Source organism: Stenotrophomonas sp. MH181796, assembly GCF_009659995.1.
GTDB classification, from domain to species: domain Bacteria; phylum Pseudomonadota; class Gammaproteobacteria; order Xanthomonadales; family Xanthomonadaceae; genus Stenotrophomonas; species Stenotrophomonas riyadhensis.
In genome coordinates this window covers 388298-409930 of sequence record NZ_RAHU01000007.1, presented here as the reverse complement: position 1 = coordinate 409930, position 21633 = coordinate 388298, and the positions used below count along the sequence as shown (strand labels likewise).

19 protein-coding genes are annotated in these 21633 nt (G+C 66.8%); 11 read left to right on the top strand and 8 right to left on the bottom strand.

The genetic code is table 11. The annotated features are described in order from the left end of the window. Window positions 1-397: 397 nt before the first annotated feature. A complete protein-coding gene (locus D5301_RS19195) occupies window positions 398-1585 on the top strand; it encodes a mechanosensitive ion channel family protein (protein WP_153856574.1) in 1188 nt (395 codons plus the stop codon). A gap of 56 nt (window positions 1586-1641) precedes the next feature. Here D5301_RS19195 and D5301_RS19190 read toward each other — a convergent pair whose 3' ends face one another. Genes D5301_RS19190 through typA form a run of 3 tightly spaced genes read right to left on the bottom strand, consistent with a single transcriptional unit; the run spans window position 1642 to window position 5632 of the window. Then, entirely contained in the window at window positions 1642-3264 is a 1623-nt protein-coding gene (locus tag D5301_RS19190) for an amidase (protein WP_153856573.1), read from the bottom strand. A gap of 41 nt (window positions 3265-3305) precedes the next feature. Next, complete coding sequence (locus D5301_RS19185; protein ID WP_005415426.1) at window positions 3306-3773, bottom strand: DUF2127 domain-containing protein; 468 nt, start codon at window positions 3771-3773, stop codon at window positions 3306-3308. An 11-nt stretch (window positions 3774-3784) separates the two neighbouring features. Beyond that, window positions 3785-5632 carry a translational GTPase TypA gene (gene typA / locus D5301_RS19180; protein ID WP_032129766.1) on the bottom strand — a complete coding sequence of 616 codons (1848 nt, stop codon included), beginning with the start codon at window positions 5630-5632 and terminating at the stop codon, window positions 3785-3787. A 273-nt stretch (window positions 5633-5905) separates the two neighbouring features. On the opposite strand from typA, the gene D5301_RS19175 reads away from it, so the two are divergent. The 6 genes from D5301_RS19175 to D5301_RS19150 all read left to right on the top strand — a co-directional run bounded on the left by D5301_RS19175 (window position 5906) and on the right by D5301_RS19150 (window position 12592). Then, a complete protein-coding gene (locus D5301_RS19175) occupies window positions 5906-6397 on the top strand; it encodes a peptidylprolyl isomerase (RefSeq protein ID WP_004153629.1) in 492 nt (163 codons plus the stop codon). Between the two features lie 118 nt (window positions 6398-6515). Further along, the gene (locus tag D5301_RS19170; RefSeq protein ID WP_004153634.1) at window positions 6516-7502 is read left to right on the top strand and encodes a malate dehydrogenase; all 987 of its coding nucleotides are present in this window, start codon (window positions 6516-6518) and stop codon (window positions 7500-7502) included. Between the two features lie 123 nt (window positions 7503-7625). Next, the gene (locus D5301_RS19165) at window positions 7626-8240 is read left to right on the top strand and encodes an RluA family pseudouridine synthase (RefSeq protein ID WP_153856571.1); all 615 of its coding nucleotides are present in this window, start codon (window positions 7626-7628) and stop codon (window positions 8238-8240) included. Window positions 8241-8903: 663 nt separating this feature from the next. Next, window positions 8904-10784 carry a propionate--CoA ligase gene (gene prpE / locus D5301_RS19160; RefSeq protein ID WP_153856570.1) on the top strand — a complete coding sequence of 627 codons (1881 nt, stop codon included), beginning with the start codon at window positions 8904-8906 and terminating at the stop codon, window positions 10782-10784. Window positions 10785-10986: 202 nt separating this feature from the next. After that, window positions 10987-11490, top strand: coding sequence for a hypothetical protein (locus D5301_RS19155; RefSeq protein ID WP_110711170.1), 504 nt, complete (start codon window positions 10987-10989; stop codon window positions 11488-11490). Between the two features lie 46 nt (window positions 11491-11536). Then, complete coding sequence (locus D5301_RS19150; protein ID WP_324187355.1) at window positions 11537-12592, top strand: suppressor of fused domain protein; 1056 nt, start codon at window positions 11537-11539, stop codon at window positions 12590-12592. Between the two features lie 122 nt (window positions 12593-12714). Here D5301_RS19150 and D5301_RS19145 read toward each other — a convergent pair whose 3' ends face one another. The 5 genes from D5301_RS19145 to D5301_RS19125 form a co-directional block, all read right to left on the bottom strand. Beyond that, the gene (locus tag D5301_RS19145; RefSeq protein WP_153856569.1) at window positions 12715-13326 is read right to left on the bottom strand and encodes a glutathione S-transferase N-terminal domain-containing protein; all 612 of its coding nucleotides are present in this window, start codon (window positions 13324-13326) and stop codon (window positions 12715-12717) included. A gap of 84 nt (window positions 13327-13410) precedes the next feature. Then, window positions 13411-13869: a cell wall hydrolase gene (locus tag D5301_RS19140; protein WP_004154513.1), complete on the bottom strand. Its 459-nt coding sequence runs from the start codon at window positions 13867-13869 to the stop codon at window positions 13411-13413. Between the two features lie 298 nt (window positions 13870-14167). Next, window positions 14168-16198: an NADPH-dependent 2,4-dienoyl-CoA reductase gene (locus tag D5301_RS19135; protein WP_153856568.1), complete on the bottom strand. Its 2031-nt coding sequence runs from the start codon at window positions 16196-16198 to the stop codon at window positions 14168-14170. A gap of 106 nt (window positions 16199-16304) precedes the next feature. Further along, the gene (locus D5301_RS19130; RefSeq protein ID WP_153856567.1) at window positions 16305-16934 is read right to left on the bottom strand and encodes a hypothetical protein; all 630 of its coding nucleotides are present in this window, start codon (window positions 16932-16934) and stop codon (window positions 16305-16307) included. Between the two features lie 197 nt (window positions 16935-17131). Beyond that, the gene (locus tag D5301_RS19125; RefSeq protein WP_153856566.1) at window positions 17132-18151 is read right to left on the bottom strand and encodes a zinc-binding alcohol dehydrogenase family protein; all 1020 of its coding nucleotides are present in this window, start codon (window positions 18149-18151) and stop codon (window positions 17132-17134) included. A gap of 357 nt (window positions 18152-18508) precedes the next feature. Between D5301_RS19125 and D5301_RS19120 the strand changes: the two genes are divergently transcribed. From D5301_RS19120 to D5301_RS19105, 4 genes are all read left to right on the top strand, one after another. Then, window positions 18509-19600: an OmpA family protein gene (locus D5301_RS19120; RefSeq protein WP_110711182.1), complete on the top strand. Its 1092-nt coding sequence runs from the start codon at window positions 18509-18511 to the stop codon at window positions 19598-19600. A gap of 220 nt (window positions 19601-19820) precedes the next feature. Next, complete coding sequence (locus tag D5301_RS19115; RefSeq protein ID WP_110711183.1) at window positions 19821-20327, top strand: hypothetical protein; 507 nt, start codon at window positions 19821-19823, stop codon at window positions 20325-20327. Between the two features lie 20 nt (window positions 20328-20347). Further along, a complete protein-coding gene (locus D5301_RS19110) occupies window positions 20348-21157 on the top strand; it encodes a pseudouridine synthase (protein WP_153856565.1) in 810 nt (269 codons plus the stop codon). An 85-nt stretch (window positions 21158-21242) separates the two neighbouring features. Continuing rightward, window positions 21243-21578 carry a hypothetical protein gene (locus D5301_RS19105; protein WP_005412356.1) on the top strand — a complete coding sequence of 112 codons (336 nt, stop codon included), beginning with the start codon at window positions 21243-21245 and terminating at the stop codon, window positions 21576-21578. Window positions 21579-21633 lie beyond the last annotated feature (55 nt).

The window sequence follows — 21633 nt, the reverse complement described above, 5'->3', positions numbered from 1 at the left end:
GATTCCGGCGGCTGTTGGTAGGTGCCGACCTTGGTCGACACGGTAGATCCACGCTATGCGTGGATGAATTTCCAATGGAATCGAATATTTCGATATCTGTGAGATTTGAGCCGAGCATGGCTCGGCTCTACAAAAAATGCCGACAGATCGCAGAAAACTGTCGAAGGCGGGGTGGGTCCGGTTGCGGGGGCGTGAGCCGCATGGATGCGGCGACCGAGCTTACATGGACGTACTTGCAGCGTCCCCCGCAACCGGACCCGCCCCGCCACCCCACAGGAAACCCGCTTCTGCTTCGGCTGTTGCTGTTGCTGTTGCTTCGGCTCGCAGCAGGTGCAGGGCTGCAAGCCCTGCCGACCAACACCCTTCTTACGAACGACTGACGTGACGCTCATGCGCCATGCGCGAGGCTGTCCGCTTGGCTGTTCGAGTGGAGGTGGCAACGGTGCACTGGCAAACCGCACAGGCCTACGCATGGCCGTTGGGATTGGCAGCAGTGGTGGGCGGCATCGGTGCGTGGCTGATCCTGTGGATCTATCACCGGCTGAAAGGGCGTGATCGGCGGCGCGCGCGCATCGGTCGCGTGCTTGGATTGCCGATGGCCACCGCATGGCCGCTGCTGCTGTTGATTCCAGCGCTGCAGGCCACGCCGCTGCAGGATCCCGTGCTGGGCAACCTGCAGCATGTGCTGCACATCGCGCTGACCGCCTGCTTCATCTGGTTGCTGGTGCGTGCGGTCGCCGCGGGTGAGCGCGCGATCCTGCGCAACCATCCCATCGATGTCTCCGACAACCTGGAGGCACGCCGCATCCAGACCCAGACGCGGGTGCTCAGCCGCGTGTTGATGGGCGGCATCATCGTGCTCGGTGCCTCGCTGGTGCTGTTGACGTTCCCGATGGTGCAGAAGATCGGCACGGCCCTGCTGGCGTCGGCGGGCCTGATCGGCCTGGTGGCGGGTATCGCCGCCAAGCCGGTGTTCGGCAACCTGATCGCTGGCCTGCAGATCGCGGTGACGCAGCCGATCCGGCTGGATGACGTGGTGATCGTCGAGGGCGAGTGGGGGCGCATCGAGGAGATCGGCAGCAGCTACGTGGTGGTGCGTATCTGGGATGAGCGGCGGATGGTGGTGCCGCTGACCTGGTTCATCGAAAACCCGTTCCAGAACTGGACGCGGCGCAGCGCCGACCTGCTCGGCACCGCGTTCCTGTGGTTGGACTACCGTGCGCCGATTGCGGCGATCCGTGCTGAGCTGGAGCGCATCTGTCGCGGCGAAGCATTGTGGGATGGCCGGGTCTGCGTGACCCAGGTGACCGAGACCAGCGAGCGTGCGATCCAGGTGCGCCTGCTGGTCAGCGCGCGCAGCTCCGGCGATGCCTTCGATCTGCGTTGCCTGGTGCGCGAACGCATGCTCGATTTCCTCGCGCGTGAGCATCCGCAGTCGCTGCCGCAGGTGCGTGCGCGGCTGCAGCATGCAGACGAACTGGACATGCCGCGCGGTCCACGTGCACGCACAGCAGATGTGCGTTCGCCGGGTGCGGAAGATGGCGAGGCGGCGATCGTACCGGTGGAGCCGGAACCCGAACGGTAGCGCCGGCCGCTGGCCGGCAACTCCGGATCTGCCGGCCAGCGGCCGGCACTACCGGATCACGGCTCGCCAGCGTCGATCAGTGCGTCGGTATCGAAGTGCGGTGGTCGCCGCGCGCGCGTGCGCTGTTCATAGGCATAGGCCATCTCGATCAGCTTCGGTTCGCTCCAGGCGGTGCCCATGAACAGCAGGCCGACCGGCAGGCCATCGATCTGCCCCATCGGCACGGTGAGGCTGGGATAGCCGGCCACGGCGGCGGCGCTGTAGCTTTCACCGGGGAAGTCGTCGCCTTCGCTGCGGATCGGCCATGCCACGCCGGTGGTGGGCGCGACCAGCGCATCAAGCTGGTGGGCGGCAAGGGCGGCATCGATGCCCTCCGGCCCGGCCAGCCGGCGCGCATCGCTGCGCGCGCGGATATAGGCGGGATCGGCCAGGCCGGCGGTGGCATCGGCTTCCACCAGCAGTTCCTGGCCGAACAGGCCCAGTTCCTGTTTGCTGTGCGCCTGGTTGAAGGCGATCAGGTCGGCCAGGCTGCGCAGTGGCGCTCGGTGGGTGTTGAAGTAGCGCTCCAGCCCGGCCTTGAATTCGTACAGCAGCAGCGTGCGTTCGGCCTCGGCCCAGGCGCCCTGGTTGGGCAGCTCCACCGGTACCACCATGGCGCCGGCGCGGCGCAGCTCGGTGGCGGCCTGTTCGATCAGTGGCGGCATGCCGCGGTACTTCAGCAGCGGTGTCTGCAGCAGGCCGATGCGCTTGCCACGCAGGCCCTGCGGGTCCAGTCGCGCGGTGTAGTCGTAGACCGCGCGGCCGGGCATGGTGGCCGTAGCCGGGTCGGCATCGTCGCGGCCGGCGATCGCGGTCAGCACGGCGGCGGCGTCAGCGACACTGCGCGCCATCGGTCCGGCGGTGTCCTGGCTGAAGGAGATCGGGATGATGCCATCGCGGCTGACCAGGCCGACCGTCGGCTTCAGGCCGACCACGCCGTTGATCGCCGCCGGGCAGACGATGCTGCCGTCGGTTTCGGTGCCGATCGCCACGCTGGCCAGGTTGGCGGCCACGGCCACCGCGCTGCCGCTGCTGGAACCACACGGCGAATGGCTGATGCGATAGGGGTTGCGGGTCTGGCCGCCACGCGCGCTCCAGCCGGAGATCGAATCATTGCCGCGGAAGTTGGCCCATTCGCTGAGGTTGGTCTTGCCCAGCACCACCGCACCGGCGTCGCGCAGCCGGCGCACCAGGTAGGCGTCATCCGGGCGGAAGCCCTGCAGGGCCAGCGAGCCGGCACTGGTGGCCATCGGCGCGGCGTTGATGTTGTCCTTCAGCAGCAGCGGGATGCCGTGCAGCGGCCCGCGCAGGCGCCCATCGCGGCGCTCGCGGTCGCGCTCGGCGGCTTCCTTCAGGGCGTCGGGGTTGAGCTCGATCACCGCGCGCAGGCGTGGCCCGGTGCGGTCCAGGGCGGCAATGCGCTGCAGGTAGGCCTGGGTCAGGGTGGTGCTGTCCAGTTCCCCGGCGGTCATCCGCGCCTGCAGGTCGGTGACATCGGTTTCGGCGTACGGGAACGGCACGTTGCGGCTCGCGGGTTCGGCCGCATGCGCGCTGGGCGTGGCCGGGCTGCAGCCAGCCGAAAGCAGCGCCGGCAGCGCGGCGAGCAGGCAGGTCAGCAGAGGCGGCAAGGACGGGCGCATGGGGCGGCTTGGTCGGCTCCAATCCCCAGTGTAGCCGGTGCTCAGCGGTGGCGCTTGCGCAGGTCGCGGGCGAGCACGTAGACCACGATCAGGTTGATCGCCAGGATCGTCCACGACGGCCAGCCGGGGTGGCGGATGATCGCGAAGATGTCGAAGGGCAGGTACAGCGAGGCGGTCAGGCAACCCAGCCAGGAGGCCCAGGCCTTGGCGCGCCACAGGCCCCAGGCTTCGACCAGGTGCAGCAGGCCGTAGCCGATCATCCCCGCCGCGGCCAGGTGGACCGCGTCGGGGCTGATCATGTGCAGCAGCGAGGGCAGGGTGCCATGGTCCGGATCCAGGCTGAAACGCCGGATCAGGACCATGATGCCGTGCCGCAGCGGCTGCGGTCCGAGCACTTCCAGCCCGGTGGCAGCCAACAGCGCCAGCATCGCCTTGCTCGCTTCGAGCAGGGCGATGACATGGAGACCCGGATGCCGGTGTGGATCCGGGTTGTAGCCGCTCTGGTTCACGGGGTGCTGGCTCAGCCGCCGCGCGAAGCCTTCTTGCGGTCGCTTTCGGTCAGGAACTTCTTGCGCAGACGGATCTCCTTCGGGGTGATCTCGACCAGCTCGTCGTCTTCGATGAAGTCCAGGGCCTGCTCCAGCGAGTACTTGATCGCCGGGGTCAGCTGGATCGCATCGTCCTTGCCCGAAGCGCGCATGTTGGTCAGCGGCTTGGTCTTGATCGCGTTGACGGTCAGGTCGTTGTCCTTGGAGTGGATGCCGACCAGCTGACCTTCATACACGTTGTCGCCTTCAGCAGCGAACAGCTTGCCGCGTTCCTGCAGCGGGCCCAGCGAGTAGGCCGGCGTGGTGCCCGGCGCATTGGCGATCATCACGCCGTTGATGCGCTTGGCGATCGCGCCCTGTTCCTTCGGGCCGTAGTGGTCGAACACGTGGAACAGCAGGCCCGAACCCTGGGTCAGGGTCTTGAACTCGTTCTGGAAACCGATCAGGCCACGGGCCGGGATCGAGTATTCCAGGCGCACGCGGCCCTTGCCGTCCGATTCCATGTTCTTCAGCTGGCCCTTGCGGGTGCCCAGCTTTTCCATCACGCCGCCCTGGTGGATTTCTTCGATGTCCACCACCAGCTGCTCGATCGGCTCCATCATCTGGCCGTCGATTTCCTTGATGATCACTTCCGGGCGCGACACGGCCAGCTCGTAGCCTTCGCGACGCATGTTCTCGATCAGCACCGACAGGTGCAGTTCGCCACGGCCGGAGACCAGGAACTTGTCAGCGTCTTCCAGCTGCTCGACCTTCAGGGCCACGTTGTGGACCTTCTCACGGTCCAGGCGGTCCTTGATCTGGCGGCTGGTCAGGAACTTGCCACCGGACAGGTCCTTGTTGCCGGCGAACGGCGAGTTGTTGACCTGGAAGGTCATCGAGATGGTCGGCTCGTCGACGGTCAGCGCCGGCAGGGCTTCCGGGGTGTCCGGGGCGCAGATGGTGTCGGAGATGGTCAGCTCCTGGATGCCGGAGATGGCCACGATGTCGCCGGCCTCGGCGGTATCCTGCTCGATGCGCTCCAGGCCCATGAAGCCCAGCACCTGCAGCACCTTGCCGTTGCGCTTCTTGCCTTCACGGTCGATGACCGCGACCTGCATGTTCTTCTTCAGGGTGCCGCGCTGGATGCGGCCGATGCCGATCACGCCCACGAAGTTGTTGTAGTCCAGCTGGCTGATGCGCATCTGGAACGGGCCTTCCGGGTCCACTTCCGGACGCGGCGCGTGCTGCATGATCGCTTCGTACAGCGGGGTCATGTCGCCATCGCGCACGGTGTCTTCCAGGCCGGCGTAGCCGTTCAGGCCCGAGGCGTAGACGATCGGGAAGTCCAGCTGCTCGTTGGTGGCGCCGAGCTTGTCGAACAGGTCGAAGACCTGGTCGATCACCCATTCCGGACGGGCGCCCGGACGGTCGACCTTGTTGACCACGACGATCGGCTTGAAGCCCATCGCGAAGGCCTTCTGGGTCACGAAGCGGGTCTGCGGCATCGGGCCGTCCATCGCATCGACCAGGATCAGCACGGTGTCGACCATCGACAGCACGCGCTCGACCTCACCACCGAAGTCGGCGTGGCCGGGGGTGTCGACGATGTTGATCCGGTTCTTGATACCGGTCTTCTTGTCTTCCCAGGTGATGGCGGTGTTCTTGGCCAGGATGGTGATGCCGCGTTCCTTTTCCTGGTCGTTGCTGTCCATCACGCGCTCGGCGAGGACGGTGCGCTCGGACAGGGTGCCGGACTGCTTCAGCAGCTGGTCGACCAGGGTGGTCTTGCCATGGTCGACGTGGGCGACGATGGCGATGTTGCGAAGATTTTCGATGGACATACGAAAGGGGGCCAGTCGGCGCCGGATTTGGAAAAAGAAGTCCAACATTATACGTCGAACTTGACGATTCGCGAAAAGGTGGATTTCACGCCCGTCACGGGGCCCATTCAGCTGGCGGTCCGCGGCGCCGGTCGAGGCCGCCTGGCCTGCACGGCGGGGCAGCCCGTCCCGTGGCTGAAGCCCGGATCTGCGCCCATGGTCGAAGCCGCCGCCGCCACGAGGCAGGTGTAAACTAGGTGGCTAGACGCGTTCCCCTCTGCATCAAGGATCTTCATGTCCCTCATCGCCACTTTCGACACCACCCAGGGCCCGATCAAGGTCGAGCTGTTCGCCGACAAGGCGCCGCTGACCGTGGCCAACTTCGTGAACCTGGTCAAGCACGGTTTCTATGACGGCCTGATCTTCCACCGCGTGATCGCCGACTTCATGATCCAGGGCGGCTGCCCGCAGGGTCGTGGCACCGGCGGCCCGGGCTACAAGTTCGAAGACGAGAAGAATGGCGTGAAGCACGAGGTCGGCTCGCTGTCGATGGCCAACGCCGGCCCGAACACCAACGGCAGCCAGTTCTTCATCACCCACATCAAGACCGACTGGCTGGACGGCCGCCACACCGTCTTCGGCAAGGTCCTGGAGGGCCAGGCCATCGTCGATTCGGTCAAGCAGGGCGACGTGATCCATTCGATCACCCTGGAAGGCGACGTCGACGCCGTGCTGGCCGCCCAGGCCGAGCGCGTCGCGGAGTGGAACAAGCACCTCGCCGCCTGATCCCCCTTCGAAACGGCCACCCATGGGTGGCCGTTTCCCTGTTCCCCGCCGCCCGCCAGGCCTGCGTGGCCACGCCCGCGGCGTCCCATCAAACGCTTGCAAGCAAGAGGAAACCCCCATGAAAGCACCCGTTCGTGTTGCCGTGACCGGCGCCGCCGGCCAGATCGGTTATGCCCTGCTGTTCCGCATCGCCTCCGGCGAAATGCTGGGCAAGGACCAGCCGGTCATCCTGCAGCTGCTGGAACTGCCGGTCGACAAGGCCCAGGCCGCCCTGAAGGGCGTGATGATGGAGCTGGAAGACTGCGCCTTCCCGCTGCTGGCCGGCATGGTCGGCACCGATGACGCCGAAGTCGCGTTCAAGGACGCCGACATCGCCCTGCTGGTCGGCGCGCGTCCGCGTGGCCCGGGCATGGAGCGCAAGGACCTGCTGCTGGAAAACGCCAAGATCTTCACCGCCCAGGGCGCGGCGCTGAACAAGGTCGCCAGCCGTGACGTGAAGGTGCTGGTGGTCGGCAACCCGGCCAACACCAACGCCTACATCGCGATGAAGTCGGCCCCGGACCTGAAGCCGGAGAACTTCACCGCCATGCTGCGCCTGGACCACAACCGCGCGCTGAGCCAGCTGTCGACCAAGCTCGGCAAGCCGGTCGGTGGCATGGAGAAGCTGGTCGTATGGGGCAACCACAGCCCGACCATGTACCCGGACTACCGTTTCGCCACCGCCGATGGTGCGTCGATCGCCGATGCGATCAACGACCAGGAGTGGAACGCCAACACCTTCATCCCGACCGTCGGCAAGCGCGGCGCGGCGATCATCGAAGCCCGTGGCTCGTCCTCGGCTGCCTCGGCCGCCAACGCAGCCATCGACCACGTGCGTGACTGGGTGCTGGGCAGCAACGGCAAGTGGGTCACCATGGGCGTGCCGTCCGATGGTTCCTATGGCATTCCGGAAGGCGTGATCTTCGGCTTCGCGGTGACCACCGAGAACGGCAAGTACACCCTGGTCAAGGATCTGCCGATCGACGACTTCAGCCAGAAGTACATCGACAAGACCCTGGCCGAGCTGGAAGAAGAGCGCGCCGGCGTCGCCCACCTGCTGGGCTGATGCAGGCGGTACCGGCTCCGGCCGGTACGTCTTCCATCAAGGTAGGTACCGACCGTTGGTCGGTACGCAGAAGACGGGGAAGCTTCGGCTTCCCCGTTTTTGTTTGGACGGATACGGAACCGCATGATCCACCTGCATTACATCGACGACGCGCTGCTGGTGGCCGAGAAGCCGGCTGGCCTGCTGTCCGTGCCTGGCCGAAGCACCGAGAACCAGGACTGCGTGGTCGCGCGGCTGCAGGCGCTGTACCCGGATGCGTTGACCGTGCATCGCCTGGACCAGGTGACCTCCGGCCTGCTGCTGCATGCGCGTGGCAAGGACATGCAGGCAGCGTTGTCGATGCAGTTCGAGCAGCGCCAGGTTGGCAAGCGGTATGAAGCGGTGGTGCAGGGGCTGCTCGAAGGCGATGCCGGCGAAGTGGACCTGCCGCTGATCGTGGACTGGCCGAACCGGCCGAAGCAGATGGTCGACCATGAGCGTGGCAAGCCGGCGTTGACCCGCTGGCGCGTACTGGCCCGTGATGTTGAGGCGCAGCACACCCGGGTGGCGTTGGAACCGATCACTGGCCGCAGCCATCAGCTGCGCCTGCACATGGCCAGTCTCGGTCATCCCATCGTCGGTGACGTGCTGTACGGTGCAGCACCGGCGCTACGCGTGCACCTGCATGCGCGCAGCCTGCGGTTCACCCATCCAGTGACGGGCGAGGCGCTCGCGGTCGAGTCCGCGACTCCGTTCTAGGGGTTCGGCAGGGCTTGCAGCCCTGCACCTGCGGTAGTGCCGGCCGCTGGCCGGCAACAGCAACAGCAACAGCAACAGCGCGCATTCCGTGGGATGGCGGGGCACTGTGGGTGTGCGGGGACGCCGTAAACCCGTCCATGGGGGCTTGGTCGCGGCATCCATGCCGCTCACACCCCGCAAACCCACAGTGCCCCGCCTTCGACAGGTTCCCGCGGCTGTTGGTAACCACGGCCGTCGTTCCGCGCGGCTGTTGGTAGGTGTCGACCTTGGTCGACACGATTTCTCTGTCAGATATCGAGTGAATCATCCACGCATGGCGTGGATCTACCGTGTCGACCAAGGTCGACACCTACCAGAGCAATACGCCGTTCCGACAGATCGCGGAAAACTGTCGAAGGCGGGGTGGGGCCGGTTGCGGGAGTGTCCGCGGCATGGATGCCGCGGCCAAGCCCCCAAGGACGGGTTTACGGCGTCTCCCGCAACCGGACCCACCCCGCCATTCCCCAGGAAACCAGCTTCTGCTGTTGCTTGGGCTTCGGCCTCTGCAGGTGCAGGGCTGCAAGCCCTGCAGAACAAAACCCCACCCCCTACCAAGGTAGGGCGGCCCGCGCGGCAGCGCCGGACTATCCTCGAACCCATGACTTTGTCTGGGAGGGCTGCGTCATGAACTACGAGGAAACCTACCGTCGCTCGATCGACGAGCCGGAGGCCTTCTGGGGCGAGGAAGCCAAGCGCATCCATTGGCACAAACCGCCGCAGCAGGTGCTCGACTACAGCAACCCGCCGTTCCGGCGCTGGTTCGTCGGTGGTGAAACCAATCTCTGCTACAACGCCGTCGACCGCCACCTGGCCGAGCGCGCCGACCAGCTCGCGCTGGTCGCCATCTCCACCGAAACCAACAGCACCCGCGAGATCACCTATCGCCAGCTGTATCGCGAAGTGAACGACTTCGCCGCCGTGCTCAAGCATCTCGGCGTCGGTCACGGTGATCGCGTGGTGATCTACATGCCGAACATGGCCGAAGCGGTGTTCGCCATGCTCGCCTGTGCGCGCATCGGCGCCGTGCATTCGGTGGTGTTCGGTGGCTTCGCCGCGCACAACCTGGCGCTGCGCATCGACGACGCCAAGCCCAAGCTGCTGATCGCCGCCGATGCCGGCATGCGCGGTGGCAAGCTGATTCCGTACAAGCCGATGGTCGACGCCGCCTGCGCCGAAGCCACGTCACCGCCGCCGCACGTGCTGATCGTGTCACGCGGGCTGGATGCGGCCCAGCCGCGGGTCCCGGGCCGCGATGTGGACTACGCCACGCTGCGTGCGCAGATCGGTGAAGTCGACGTGCCGGTGCAGTGGCTGGAAGCGAGCGAGCCGAGCTATCTGCTGTATACCTCCGGCACCACCGGCAAGCCGAAGGGCGTGCAGCGCGATGTGGGGGGCTATGCGGTGGCGATGGCACAGTCGATGGAAACGGTGTTCGACTGCAAGCCGGGCCAGGTGATGTTCTCCACCTCCGACGTCGGCTGGGCGGTCGGCCATTCCTACAATGTGTACGGCCCGCTGATCGGTGGCTGCACGTCGCTGCTGTACGAAGGGCTGCCGACCAACCCGGACCCGGGCATCTGGTGGGCGCTGTGCGAGCAGTACAACGTGCGCACGATGTTTTCATCGCCCACCGCCATCCGCGTGCTGAAGAAGCACGACGCCGATTTCATCCATCGCCACGACCTGGGGGCGCTGAAGTACCTGTTCCTGGCCGGCGAGCCGCTGGACGAACCGACCGCGCACTGGATCAGCGAAGCGCTCGGCAAGCCGATCATCGACAACTACTGGCAGACCGAAACCGGCTGGCCGGCATTGACCCTGCTGCCGGGCCTGGAAATGAAGCCGGTGCGTTTCGGCTCGCCCGGGTTCCCCAATCTCGGCTACCGGATGAAGGTGATCGACGAGAACACCGGCGAGGAAGTGGCACCGGGGCAGAAGGGCGTGCTGGTGGTGTCGCCGCCGCTGCCGCCGGGCTGCATGAGCACGGTGTGGAACGACGACAGCCGTTTCCTGCAGAGCTACTTCAGCCACTTCAAGGAACTGCTGTACAGCTCGCTGGACTGGGCGATCCGCGATGACGATGGCTACACCTTCATCCTCGGCCGTACCGACGATGTGATCAACGTGGCCGGCCATCGTCTGGGCACGCGCGAGATCGAGGAGGCCATCTCCAGCCATCCGCGCGTGGCCGAGGCGGCGGTGATCGGGGTCAAGGACGAACTGAAGGGGCAGGTGCCGCTGGTGTTCGTCACCCTCAAGCAGGGGCTGGATGGCGAGGATCCGGCGCCGGTGGTGGCCGAGATGATGGCGACGGTGACCACCTCGCTCGGCGCGGTCGCGCGCCCGGCGCACGTGCACGTGGTCAATGCGCTGCCCAAGACCCGCTCCGGCAAGCTGCTGCGGCGCTCGCTGCAGGCGCTGGCCGAACAGCGCGACCCGGGTGACCTGTCGACGCTGGACGACCCCAGCGCGCTGGAGGAGATCCGCCGCGCGCTGGGACGCTGATCCGGCAACCTCGGGAATCATGGGATTGCCGGCCAGCGGCCGGCACTACCCTCCGCGTCCAGAACATGCGCTAAGCTCGGCCTGTCATCGACCTGCAATACGCGGCGCGCGCCGGGGAACGCGCGCGCCGCCCGGCGATGGCATACAGGGGAGCGTGCCCGCCAGGGCGCGCAGGCATTGCGCATCGAGGGAGGGGGAAGCAATGGCATTGCTGCACGCCAAGACGGCGGCTGGCCGTCAGGAAATCGAAGACCGGGGCCGGCGCCTGCCGGCGGCACTGCGTTCGATCCTGCTGATGGTCGACGGCCATCGCGACGACACCGAACTGCGCGGCCTGTTCGAAGGCCTGCGGGCACCGCCGGATGCACTGGAGCAGTTGGCCGCGCAGGGCCTGATCGAAGTGATCGGTGGCAGTGCCGAAGCCACACCGGCGCGCGGCATCAGTACCGGCCGCGAACAGGACCCGGCGCTGTACCAGCAGCTGTACGACGCGATGAGTGAGGCCGTGCGTCGGCATCTGGGCCTGAAGGGCTATTTCATGCAGTTGAAGATCGAACGCTGCACCGATGCGCTGGCACTGGAACGCCTGTGCCCGGAACTGCTGGCGGCGGTGGGCAAGGCACGCAGCCCGGCGCTGGCGCAGCGCTGGTGGCAGGAAACCCAGGCGGCCGTGGTCAATGGCGGCGGCGAGGTCGTGCAGGCCTGAGCCACCGCGTAAAGTGATCGGTTCACTTCCCCACAAGGAGTCCCGCGTGCAGGACGACCACGACGACACCGATACCCCCGGCTGGGACGCGATCAATGCGGCGCTGGCGCCGCTGTATGCCGGGCAGGAGCCGCGTCACTACGGCACCGCGCTTCCGTACACGCTCGGAGGCCAGGATCCGCTCGATGGCATCAGCGTGTACTGGGCGGATGCGCCGGTTCCACACTGGCATTACATCACTTACGGCTTCTCCGAGTTGTATGCCAAGGAGAGCAGCGATGTCGCCGCCAGCGGCTATGGTTTCGAGTTGACCTTCCGCCTCGCTGCCGAAACCGGTGAGGACGCCGGCAGTGCGCCGCCGGTGTGGCCGATGAACCTGCTGCAGAACCTGGCGCGCTACGTGTTCGGCAGTGGCAACGTGTTCGAGGATGGTCATCACCTCAATGCCAACGGCCCGATCGCGCTGGAGACCGACACGCGCTTGTGCCACCTGGCCTTCATTGCCGATCCGCAGTTGCCGGCGCGGGACACGGCCAATGGCCATCTGCAGTTCCTGCAGCTGGTCGGTTTGACCGATGAAGAGATGGAGGCGGTCAAGCGCTGGTCGACGCGCGGCGTGCTGCAGGCAGTGCAGCCGGCGATGCCGTTGTGGATCAGCGCTCTGCATCGCGGCAATTTGCTGGACGATCCGGCACTGGCCGCGCAGGTGCAGGCCGGCAGCGAGCGCGAGGGCTCCAGCACCGGCATGTTGTTCATCGAGACGCTGGACTGGCGCCAGGAGGGGGGCGTCACCACCCTGGTGCTCGGCGCTGGCCAGGTGGCCAGCGTGTGCGAGCTGCTGCCGCTACGGCTGCGCCACGGCAAATCGCTGGAACTGGTCAGCCGCGAGCGGCAATGGGAATTCATTCCGGCCGGACGCGGTGAAGTGGGTGACGTGTCCGCCGACAGCGCGCGCTGGGCACTGGACGAGTCGGGACTGCAGGCGCTGGCAGGCGTGCGGGCCGAGCGCGGGATCTACCCGGTGGCCGGGGCGCTGCGCATCGAAGTGGTGCCGACCTACCTGCGCGATGCCAAGGGTGAAGTGATCCGCCAGATCGGCTGAGTGTGACGATGGCACCGGTGGGTCAGAGCCGCCTGCTGTGCAGACGGATCCGACCCCGCCCTGGCAGCCGTGTCGGGGTCGGATCCGTTCGCCACGCGAACGGATCCGACCCATGGTCTGGATCAGGCCAGGCCTTCGGCCTTCAGTGCGGCCTGTACGCCTGCATCGGCGTCCATGCGCGCCTTGTAGGCGGCCAGATTGTCCAGGCCGGACAGGTCGACCTTGGTGCCGGCGGCCCAGCGCAGGGTGATGTAGAAGTACGGGTCGGCGAAGCTGCGGAAGCCGGCCAGCCAGGGCTTGTCGGCCAGCTGCCTGTCGGCGGTCTCGAACAGGCCGCCAAGGCGCTTGTGCGCGGCGGCACGGATCGCGTCGTACTGGCCTTCGTCGGCAATGAACTTGCCCGGCGAGAACAGCGGCGAGAAGGCCGGATGCACATCGGAATTGACGAAGGCCAGCCAGCGGGTGGCTTCGGCGCGCTGGCGCGGGCTGCCGTCGCCGCCGAGGCCAGCCTGCGGGAAGCTGTCGGCGATGTAGCCCATGATCGCGGCGTTCTGCAGCAGCACGAAGTCGCCGTCGACCAGCGCAGGAACGGCACCGGCCGGATTGATCTTGAGGAATTCCGGACCCTTCAGGGTGTCCTTGTTCAGCAGTTCAACCTCGAACGGCTGGCCGGTCCACTGCAGGGCGATGTGGTCGGCGGTGGAACAGGCACCGGGCTTGCTGTACAGCTTCATGGGAACTCCAGGTGATGCGGGCGGGAAGCGCCCACTATCCCAGAGCCTGGCGGCGGGCGGCAACGCTGCCGCCAGCACGGATCGTTACGACTGCCGTGGCTTGAGGTTCTGCACCTTATAGAAGGTGTGATCGCCGATGGTGGCCACCTGGTAGGCATTGCGCCAGTTCGGGCTGGCGATGGACAGCGCAGCGAAATGGCTGGCACCGGGCACGATCTCGCGGCGCTCGCCGGCCGGCAGCGCCCAGTTGCGCTCGGCGTCGAAGGCCACGTTCATCGCCTCGCTCCAGGCCGCGTCGTTGCCCAGCTGGGTGCCGGGGGAGACGATGGTCGGCGCGAACTGCTTGCGCGCGGTGACCACCTGGCACATGGAGTCGCCCCACAGGCCACTGTCGAGGCGGCGCAGGGCGACCTCGGCGACGGCCTGCTGGCCACGCAGGGTCTGGTCGCGGGCTTCCAGGTAAACGGTGGTGCTCAAACACAATGAATCAGCGGCCGGCTGAGGCAACAACTGCGACAGCCAGAGAATCCAGGCCAGTTTCATATAACTCCTTGCTCCGTGTGGGTCGCACCCTCCGGTTCCGGCCGCAGGGGCGACAGGAGGCGGGGCACGACTTGGCGTCATGGGGAGGCGGCCATCGGGGCCGCCCCGTGGGCAGCCCCAAAAGAAACGATCAGTACCGATCGAGGGGGCTGCGCCGGCTCACCGGAAACTGGCTGGTGAGCGGAAAGATGGCGCAAGGTAGGGGGGCATAGCCGAACGCATCGTGAACCGTCCGGCTTGACATTCAGGTTCGGCAGGGGTGACGGAAATCACATTCCGCCCCCCATTCAGGCACCCATCAGAGCGCGGCGGCGACCCGGCTGCCCTGGTCGATGGCCCGCTTCGCATCCAGTTCGGCGGCCACATCGGCCCCCCCGATCAGCTGCGCGTTGATGCCGGCGGCCTGCAGTTCGGCCTGTAGCGCACGGTTCGGTTCCTGCCCGGCGCAGATCACCACGTGGTCGACCGGCAGCAGCTGCTCGCTGCCTTCCAGGCGGATGCGCAGGCCTTCGTCGTCCACGCCCAGGTACTCGACGCCGCCGAGCATGCGCACGCCCTTGGCCTTCAGTGTGGCGCGGTGGATCCAGCCGGTGGTCTTGCCCAACCGTGCACCGGGCTTGCCCGGGCTGCGCTGCAGCAGCCACAGCCGACGCGGTGACGCTTCCACCTCGGGACGGGCCAGCGCGCCGCGGGCCTCGAACGCGCTGTCCACGCCCCATTCGGCCATCCAGCGCTGCGGGTCCAGCGAAGGCGACTCGCCGGCGTGGCTGAGGAACTCGCCGACATCGAAGCCGATGCCGCCGGCGCCGATGATCGCCGCATTGGTGCCTACTTCAACCCGGCCCAGCAACACGTCCAGGTAGCTGACCACTTTGGCGTGGTCGGCGCCGGGGAAGTCGACCCTGCGCGGGGTGATGCCGGTGGCCAGCACCACCTCGTCGAAGCCGGCCAGGGTGGCGGCGTCGGCGCGGGTGCCCAGGCGCAGCTGCACGCCGGTTTCGGCCAGCTTGTGGCGGAAGTAGCGCAGGGTCTCGTGGAACTCTTCCTTGCCGGGGATGCGCTTGGCCACGTTGAACTGGCCGCCGATCTCCTCGTTGGCATCGAACAGGGTGACCTGGTGGCCGCGCTGGGCAGCGACGGTGGCACAGGCCAGGCCGGCGGGGCCGGCACCGACCACGGCAACCTTCTTCGGCGTGGCGGTGGGACGATAGACCAGCTCGGTCTCGTGTGCGGCGCGCGGGTTGACCAGGCAGCTGGCCAGCTTGTTCTCGAACACGTGGTCCAGGCAGGCCTGGTTGCAGGCGATGCAGGTGTTGATCGCCTCCGCGCGGCCGGCACGGGCCTTGTTCGGCCACTGCGGGTCGGCCAGCAGCGGGCGTGCCAGCGACACCATGTCGGCACCGCCATCGGCGAGGATGCGTTCGGCGACATCGGGCATGTTGATGCGGTTGGTCGCCACCAGCGGCACCTTCACATACGGCTTGAGCTTGGCGGTGACGCCGGCGAAGGCAGCCCGGGGCACCGAGGTGGCGATGGTCGGAATGCGCGCTTCGTGCCAGCCGATGCCGGAATTGATGATCGTCGCGCCGGCCGCCTCGATCGCCTGCGCCTGCTGCACGATCTCTTCCCAGTTGCTGCCGTCTTCCACCAGGTCCACCAGCGACAGGCGGTAGATGATGATGAAGTCCGGGCCACAGGCCTCGCGGATGCGGCGCACGATCTCGACCGCGAAGCGCATGCGCTGGTTGGCATCGCCGCCCCAGCGGTCGGTGCGCTTGTTGGTGCGCGGGGCGATGAACTCGTTGATGAGGTAGCCCTCCGAGCCCATCACTTCCACACCGTCGTAGCCAGCCTCGCGGGCCAGCTTCGCGCTGCGTGCGTAGTCGGCGATATGGCGCTCGACGCCACTGGCCGACAGTGCGCGCGGGGTGAACGGGTTGATCGGCGCTTTCAGCTTCGACGGTGCCACCGACAGCGGGTGATAGGCATAGCGGCCGGCATGCAGCAGCTGCAGGCAGATCTTCGCGCCATGCTGGTGCGCGGCAGCGGTGAGCTGCCGGTGCGGACGTACTTCCCAGGGCCAGGACAGCTTGCCGCCGAACGGCTTCAGCCAGCCCACCACGTTCGGCGCGAAGCCGCCGGTGACGATCAGGCCGACGCCGCCCTCGGCGCGCTCGGCAAAGTAGGCCGCCAGCCGCGGGAAGTCGCGGGCGCGATCTTCCAGGCCGGTGTGCATCGAGCCCATCAATACGCGGTTGCGCAGCTGGGTGAAGCCCAGGTCCAGCGGGGCGAACAGATGGGGATAGGCGCTTTCGTTGGCTGGCGACATGGTCGATACGCTTGCGTACGGAAGCGCGAAGCGTGCCGCGAAACGGCGGCCGGGGCAAGGGCCGGCCTTTGGGTAGTGCCGGCCGCTGGCCGGCATCCCGGTCAGCTCAGGGGGACTGCGGTTGCCGGTCGGCGGCCGGCACTACCGGGGTGCGACCGATCCCGAACCAGCCCAGCGTGACACCACACAGCGGGCCGATCAGCAGGGCGAAGGCGAGGGTGCCGAGGCCGACATTGCCGCCCAGCCACCAGCCCAGCAGCAGGACGCTGCCCTCGATCAGGCTGCGCACCTTCCAGATCGGCCAGCCGGTGCGGGCGTGCAGGCCGGTCATCAGGCCATCGCGCGGGCCGGGGCCAAGCTTGGCTCCGATGTACAGGCCAGTGGCCAGCGCGACCAGCAGCATGCCGGCGCAGAACATCGCCAGCTGCCAGCGAAGACCGATTGCCGGCGGCAACAGCCACAGCCCGAACTGCGCAGACGGGCCGATCAGCATCACGTTGAGGACGGTGCCGACGCCTGGCTTCTGTCGCAATGGCCACCACAGCAGCAGCACCAGTGCGCCGATCACGTTGGTGGCCAACCCGAACGATAGCGGTGTCTGCGCGGCGATGCCCTGCGACAACACATCCCAGGGAGCAACGCCGATCGCGGCGCGGATCATCAGCGAGGCACCGAAGCCATACAGGAACAGGCCGACGATCAGTTGCAGCAGGCGCAGGGGCAGGGCGGTGGGCATGGCAGACTCGGGGGAGGAGGATCTGTTCCCACCGTATTCCCACTTCCGCTTCATCCATAGATACAGATGCCGGTCAATCCGCTGGTACAGGCAGCGCCGATCCTGGATGTGGGGCTGTTCTGTAGAGCGAAGCCCATGCTCGGCTGCTTTGCCTGGCGCCGCCAGCCGAGCATGGGCTCGGCTCTACATGGGAAGCGTCACTCGCCCCAGCCTGCCAGCGCCAGCTTGCCCACCGTGCGCCCGCTGGCGAGGCGCTGATGCGCGATGTCCAGGTTGGCCGCAGTGATCGTGCCGAGCGTCTCGCTGAGCGTGCCACGCAGCTGGCCGGCGTCGATCATGCTGGCCGCGCGGCTGAGGATGCGGTGCTGTTCGATGCGGTCGGCGGTGGCGAAGCGGGCGCGCGCGAACATGAACTCCCAGTGGATGCCGATGCACTTGGCCTTGTACGGATCACCGATGCGCAGTGCAGCGCGCGGTTCGACGATCAGGCCGACATGGCCCTGCGGCGCCAGCAGTTGGCCCAGTTCATCCCAGTAGTGGTCGGTGTCGGCCAGATTGAGCGCGACCTGTACCGCATCGATGCCCAGTGCCTGCAACTGGGGCAGCAGCGGCCGGTTGTGGTCGATCACATGGTGTGCACCCATCTGCCGGCACCAGTCGGCCGAGGATGTGCGGGAGGCGGTGGCGATCACCTCGAAGCCGGCATGCCGGGCCAACTGGATCGCCATCGATCCGACGCCGCCCGCACCGCCGATCACCAGCAGGCGCTGGCCGGTATGGCGGCGGTCATCCAACTGCAATGGCATGCGCTGGAACAGCAGTTCCCATGCGGTAAGCGTGGTCAGCGGCAGCGCGGCCGCTTCAGCGAAATCCAGCGTGGTCGGCTTGCGGGCGACCAGGCGTTCATCGACCCATTGGTACTGCGCATTGCAGCCCGGACGGGTGACATCGCCGGCGTAATAGACCTCATCACCGGAGGCGAACAAGCTGGCCTCTTCGCCGATGGCTTCGACCACGCCGGACGCGTCCCAGCCGAGCACGCGGGGCGCCTCCAGCGTGCTTGGGGCAGTGGCCGCGCGCTGCTTGCCATCGACGGGATTGACCGAGACCGCTTCGACCCGGATCAGCAGGTCGCGACCGCGGGGAGGCAGCGGCGGGGGCAGGTGGATATCGCGCAGTGCGGGGGCGGATTCACGACTCAGGGCGACGGCTTTCATCTCGGCTCCGGCTGGGTTCGTGGCCCCATCATAAGGTTCCTCACCTTTCCGCAAGCGCGCTGAACCGTGTGAAGCAATCCGTTGCGGAATATGTCGCTTTCCCCGCCTAAACACCGTCAAACCCTTGCAGCGCGAAGGTCTTGCGGATTTTCATCATCCTGTATAGGGTTTCAACGTCGGACCGGTGGAGGGTCGGGCACAACACTTCACATGTTACGGGACTGTTAACATGACCTTCACCCGCCTGAGCATAATGTTCGCGGCGGTGGCGTGCTGAATCGGCTGTCGAACATCGACGCAGTAGTGCTGGCCCATGCCTCTACCGGTTTCATACCCCCGAAATAGGAGCTGTACTCAATGAACAAGAAGATCCTTACTGCCGCGCTGCTGGGTGGTCTGGCTTTCGCCCAGGCTGCCTCCGCGCAGGAGTTCGATGACCGCTGGTACCTGACCGGTTCGGCCGGCTTCAACTTCCAGGACAGCGACCGTCTGACCAATGACGCTCCGTTCGTGACCCTGGGCCTGGGCAAGTTCATCAGCCCGAACTGGTCGCTGGACGGTGAGCTGAACTATCAGAACCCGAACTTCGATTCGAACAAGGACCTGAACTGGTCGCAGTACGGCGTCTCGCTGGACCTGCGTCGCCACTTCATCAAGGAAGGCCGCGGCTGGAACCCGTACATCGTCGGTGGCCTGGGCTACCAGAAGTCGGAAGAAGAGTACCCGGCGCTGAATGCCAATGGTCCGCGCCAGCGTAAGGACGGCAACGTTGCCGCCAAGCTGGGCGTCGGCCTGCAGACCACCTTCGAGAAGCGCGTTGCTGTCCGCGCCGAAGTGGCCTACCGCGCTGACTTCGACGACAAGAGCGTTGCCGCTCCGAAGGAAGACTGGTTCGGTGACGTGCTGGCTTCGGTCGGCGTCGTGATCCCGCTGGGCCCGGCTCCGGTCGCGGCTGCTCCGGCTCCGGCTCCGGTTGCCCCGAGCTGCGCCGACCTGGATGACGACGGTGACGGCGTCAACAACTGCGACGACAAGTGCCCGAACTCGCAGCCGGGTCAGACCATCGGTCCGGACGGTTGCCCGGTGCCGGTCTCCATCGACCTGAAGGGCGTCAACTTCGACTTCGACAAGTCGAACCTGCGTCCGGACGCCGTGGCGATCCTGAGCGAAGCCACCGAGATCCTGAAGCGTTACCCGGATCTGCGCGTTGAAGTTGCCGGTCACACCGACTCGAAGGGTACCGACGCTTACAACCAGAAGCTGTCGGAGCGTCGTGCTACCGCCGTGTACAACTACCTGACCAAGAACGGCGTTGACGCCGGTCGCCTGGTCGGCCCGATCGGCTACGGCGAGAGCCGTCCGATTGCTCCGAACACCAACCCGGATGGTTCGGACAACCCGGAAGGTCGCGCCAAGAACCGTCGTACCGAGCTGAACGTCCAGAACTAAGTTCTGACGCTCTGCCAGTAGGACACAGCAGGACCCGGCTTCGGCCGGGTCTTGTTGTTTCTGCGGCCCGGAATCCGCGTGTCCGTCGGTCCGGGAACAACCGTTCGTCGGGTTTTTATCCGTAAAACCAATGAGTTGCCGTATTCATTGAAAGTGGCGCTTGAAAGCTGTCGCGGCATTGCTAAACTCGCCGCGTCACTTCCTTTCCTGGATGCCCTTCATGCTGCGCTCTGCATCGGCCGCCTTCCTGGCGCTGGCCCTGGTTCCCGCCGCCCACGCTGCGGTCGATTGCTCGGTCAACACCAGCGCCTCGCCGCTGCCGTTGCCGGCCACGACCATCGCGCCGGTGGCCGACGAGCTGTACATCCGTGGCAACCAGCTGGGCATGCCGGCCGGCGTGCTGAGCAGCAGCTACGATCCGTCGCAGTCGCTGGACCAGGTGCTGCAGCGCCTGCGCATCGATGGCTGCCAGAACATCGCCAAGGCCATTCCGAGCGCCCCGGCAGTGAAGCCGAACGATCCGGCGGCCTACAAGCCGCAGACCGAATTCGACAACACGCCCTGGCGCTTCGACATGAGCCAGAACGGCAAGCGCATGACCGCCGAAGAGTTCGACGCCTGGATGAAGGCGCGTGGCGTGCGTGTGGTCAAGGCGCGTCCGGCTCCGGCCGCCACTCCGGCCCCGGCCGAAGCACCGGCTGAGACCAAGCCGGTCGACAAGAAGTAAGCACCGCGGGGAGCAGAGGCTTGCGCACGCGCCGCCCACCTGCCGCCCCCGCCGCCCGCTCCCACGCACCGCGTGGGCGTGCGACTCCCGCTGCCACTGCCGCCGGTGTCCGTCATGGCCTGGCGCGCGTGCTGTCCAAGGCCGGTGTGTGTTCGCGCAGCGAGGCCGCGCGCTGGATCGCCGATGGCCGCGTGCGCGTCTCCGGCCGCATCGTGCGGGATCCCGAATTCCCGATTGGGCAGCCGGCGCCGCCGATCGAGGTCGATGGCCAGCCGATGGGCGCGCCGCAGCGCCTGTACCTGATGCTCAACAAACCGCGTGGGGTGGTGACCACCGCGCAGGATGAGCGTGGCCGCGATACCGTGTACCGCTGCTTCGATGGTGCCGGCCTGCCGTGGATCGCGCCGGTCGGGCGCCTCGACAAGGCCAGTGAAGGGTTGTTGCTGTTCAGCAACGATCCGCAGTGGGCGGCGCGCCTGACCGACCCGCAGACCGGGCCGGACAAGACCTACCACGTGCAGGTCGACCGCCAGCCCGATGACGCCACGCTGGCGGCCCTGCAGGCCGGCGTGGACGACGAGGGCGAGTTCCTCGTCGCCCAGGCTGTGCGCGTGCTGCGCAGCGGCGACAAGACCGCGTGGCTGGAGGTGGTCCTCGACGAGGGCCGCAACCGCCACATCCGCCGCCTGTTGGCGGCCTTCGACCTGCAGGTGCTGCGCCTGGTCCGGGTTGCGATCGGCGGGCTGCAGCTCGGCGATCTCGGCAAGGGCCAGTGGCGGGTGCTGGAGGTCAGTGACCAGCAGCGGCTGGGGGCCGCTGCACCGGGCTGATCATCGCCCGCGGCCGGCGGTTGCCGGCCACCGTTCCAGGCGTAGGGGGCGTCTGGCTGCTGAATTTCCCGAACGGAGCCTGCCCATGTACCACCCGACCCTCAACCAAACCCTGCGCTGCGCAGGCCTGCTGCTGCCGATGGTGCTGCTGACCGCCTGTGGTGGCCACAAGAAGGTGGCCAAGGCGGAAACGCCGGCCGAGACCCCGGTGGTGGAAGTGAAGACCCCGGAGCTGGATGGTCGCGGCAGCTACCGCTTCCTGATGAGCAACGGCGACAAGAAGATGACCGCCGACGAGTTCGACGCCTGGATGAAGGCCAACGGCATCCGCGTTGCCAAGGGCAACGGCCAGGATGCTGCCGCCAAGCCGGTGGTGGTGGCCAGCAAGGACGAGCCGAAGGGCAAGAAGAAAAAGAAGTGATGCCGGGAAGGTGCCGACCTCGGTCGGCACGCCATCAGGTTCTGGTAGGTGCCGA

Coding starts and splice junctions, on each gene's coding strand:
- D5301_RS19120 (WP_110711182.1), top strand. CDS start 18,509: ATGAACAAGAAGATCCTTACTGCCGCGCTGCTGGGTGGTCTGGCTTTC.
- D5301_RS19195 (WP_153856574.1), top strand. CDS start 398: ATGCGCGAGGCTGTCCGCTTGGCTGTTCGAGTGGAGGTGGCAACGGTG.
- prpE (WP_153856570.1), top strand. CDS start 8,904: ATGAACTACGAGGAAACCTACCGTCGCTCGATCGACGAGCCGGAGGCC.
- D5301_RS19175 (WP_004153629.1), top strand. CDS start 5,906: ATGTCCCTCATCGCCACTTTCGACACCACCCAGGGCCCGATCAAGGTC.
- D5301_RS19135 (WP_153856568.1), bottom strand. CDS start 16,198: ATGTCGCCAGCCAACGAAAGCGCCTATCCCCATCTGTTCGCCCCGCTG.
- D5301_RS19105 (WP_005412356.1), top strand. CDS start 21,243: ATGTACCACCCGACCCTCAACCAAACCCTGCGCTGCGCAGGCCTGCTG.
- D5301_RS19165 (WP_153856571.1), top strand. CDS start 7,626: ATGATCCACCTGCATTACATCGACGACGCGCTGCTGGTGGCCGAGAAG.
- D5301_RS19190 (WP_153856573.1), bottom strand. CDS start 3,264: ATGCGCCCGTCCTTGCCGCCTCTGCTGACCTGCCTGCTCGCCGCGCTG.
- typA (WP_032129766.1), bottom strand. CDS start 5,632: ATGTCCATCGAAAATCTTCGCAACATCGCCATCGTCGCCCACGTCGAC.
- D5301_RS19130 (WP_153856567.1), bottom strand. CDS start 16,934: ATGCCCACCGCCCTGCCCCTGCGCCTGCTGCAACTGATCGTCGGCCTG.
- D5301_RS19155 (WP_110711170.1), top strand. CDS start 10,987: ATGGCATTGCTGCACGCCAAGACGGCGGCTGGCCGTCAGGAAATCGAA.
- D5301_RS19145 (WP_153856569.1), bottom strand. CDS start 13,326: ATGAAGCTGTACAGCAAGCCCGGTGCCTGTTCCACCGCCGACCACATC.
- D5301_RS19140 (WP_004154513.1), bottom strand. CDS start 13,869: ATGAAACTGGCCTGGATTCTCTGGCTGTCGCAGTTGTTGCCTCAGCCG.
- D5301_RS19125 (WP_153856566.1), bottom strand. CDS start 18,151: ATGAAAGCCGTCGCCCTGAGTCGTGAATCCGCCCCCGCACTGCGCGAT.
- D5301_RS19115 (WP_110711183.1), top strand. CDS start 19,821: ATGCTGCGCTCTGCATCGGCCGCCTTCCTGGCGCTGGCCCTGGTTCCC.
- D5301_RS19170 (WP_004153634.1), top strand. CDS start 6,516: ATGAAAGCACCCGTTCGTGTTGCCGTGACCGGCGCCGCCGGCCAGATC.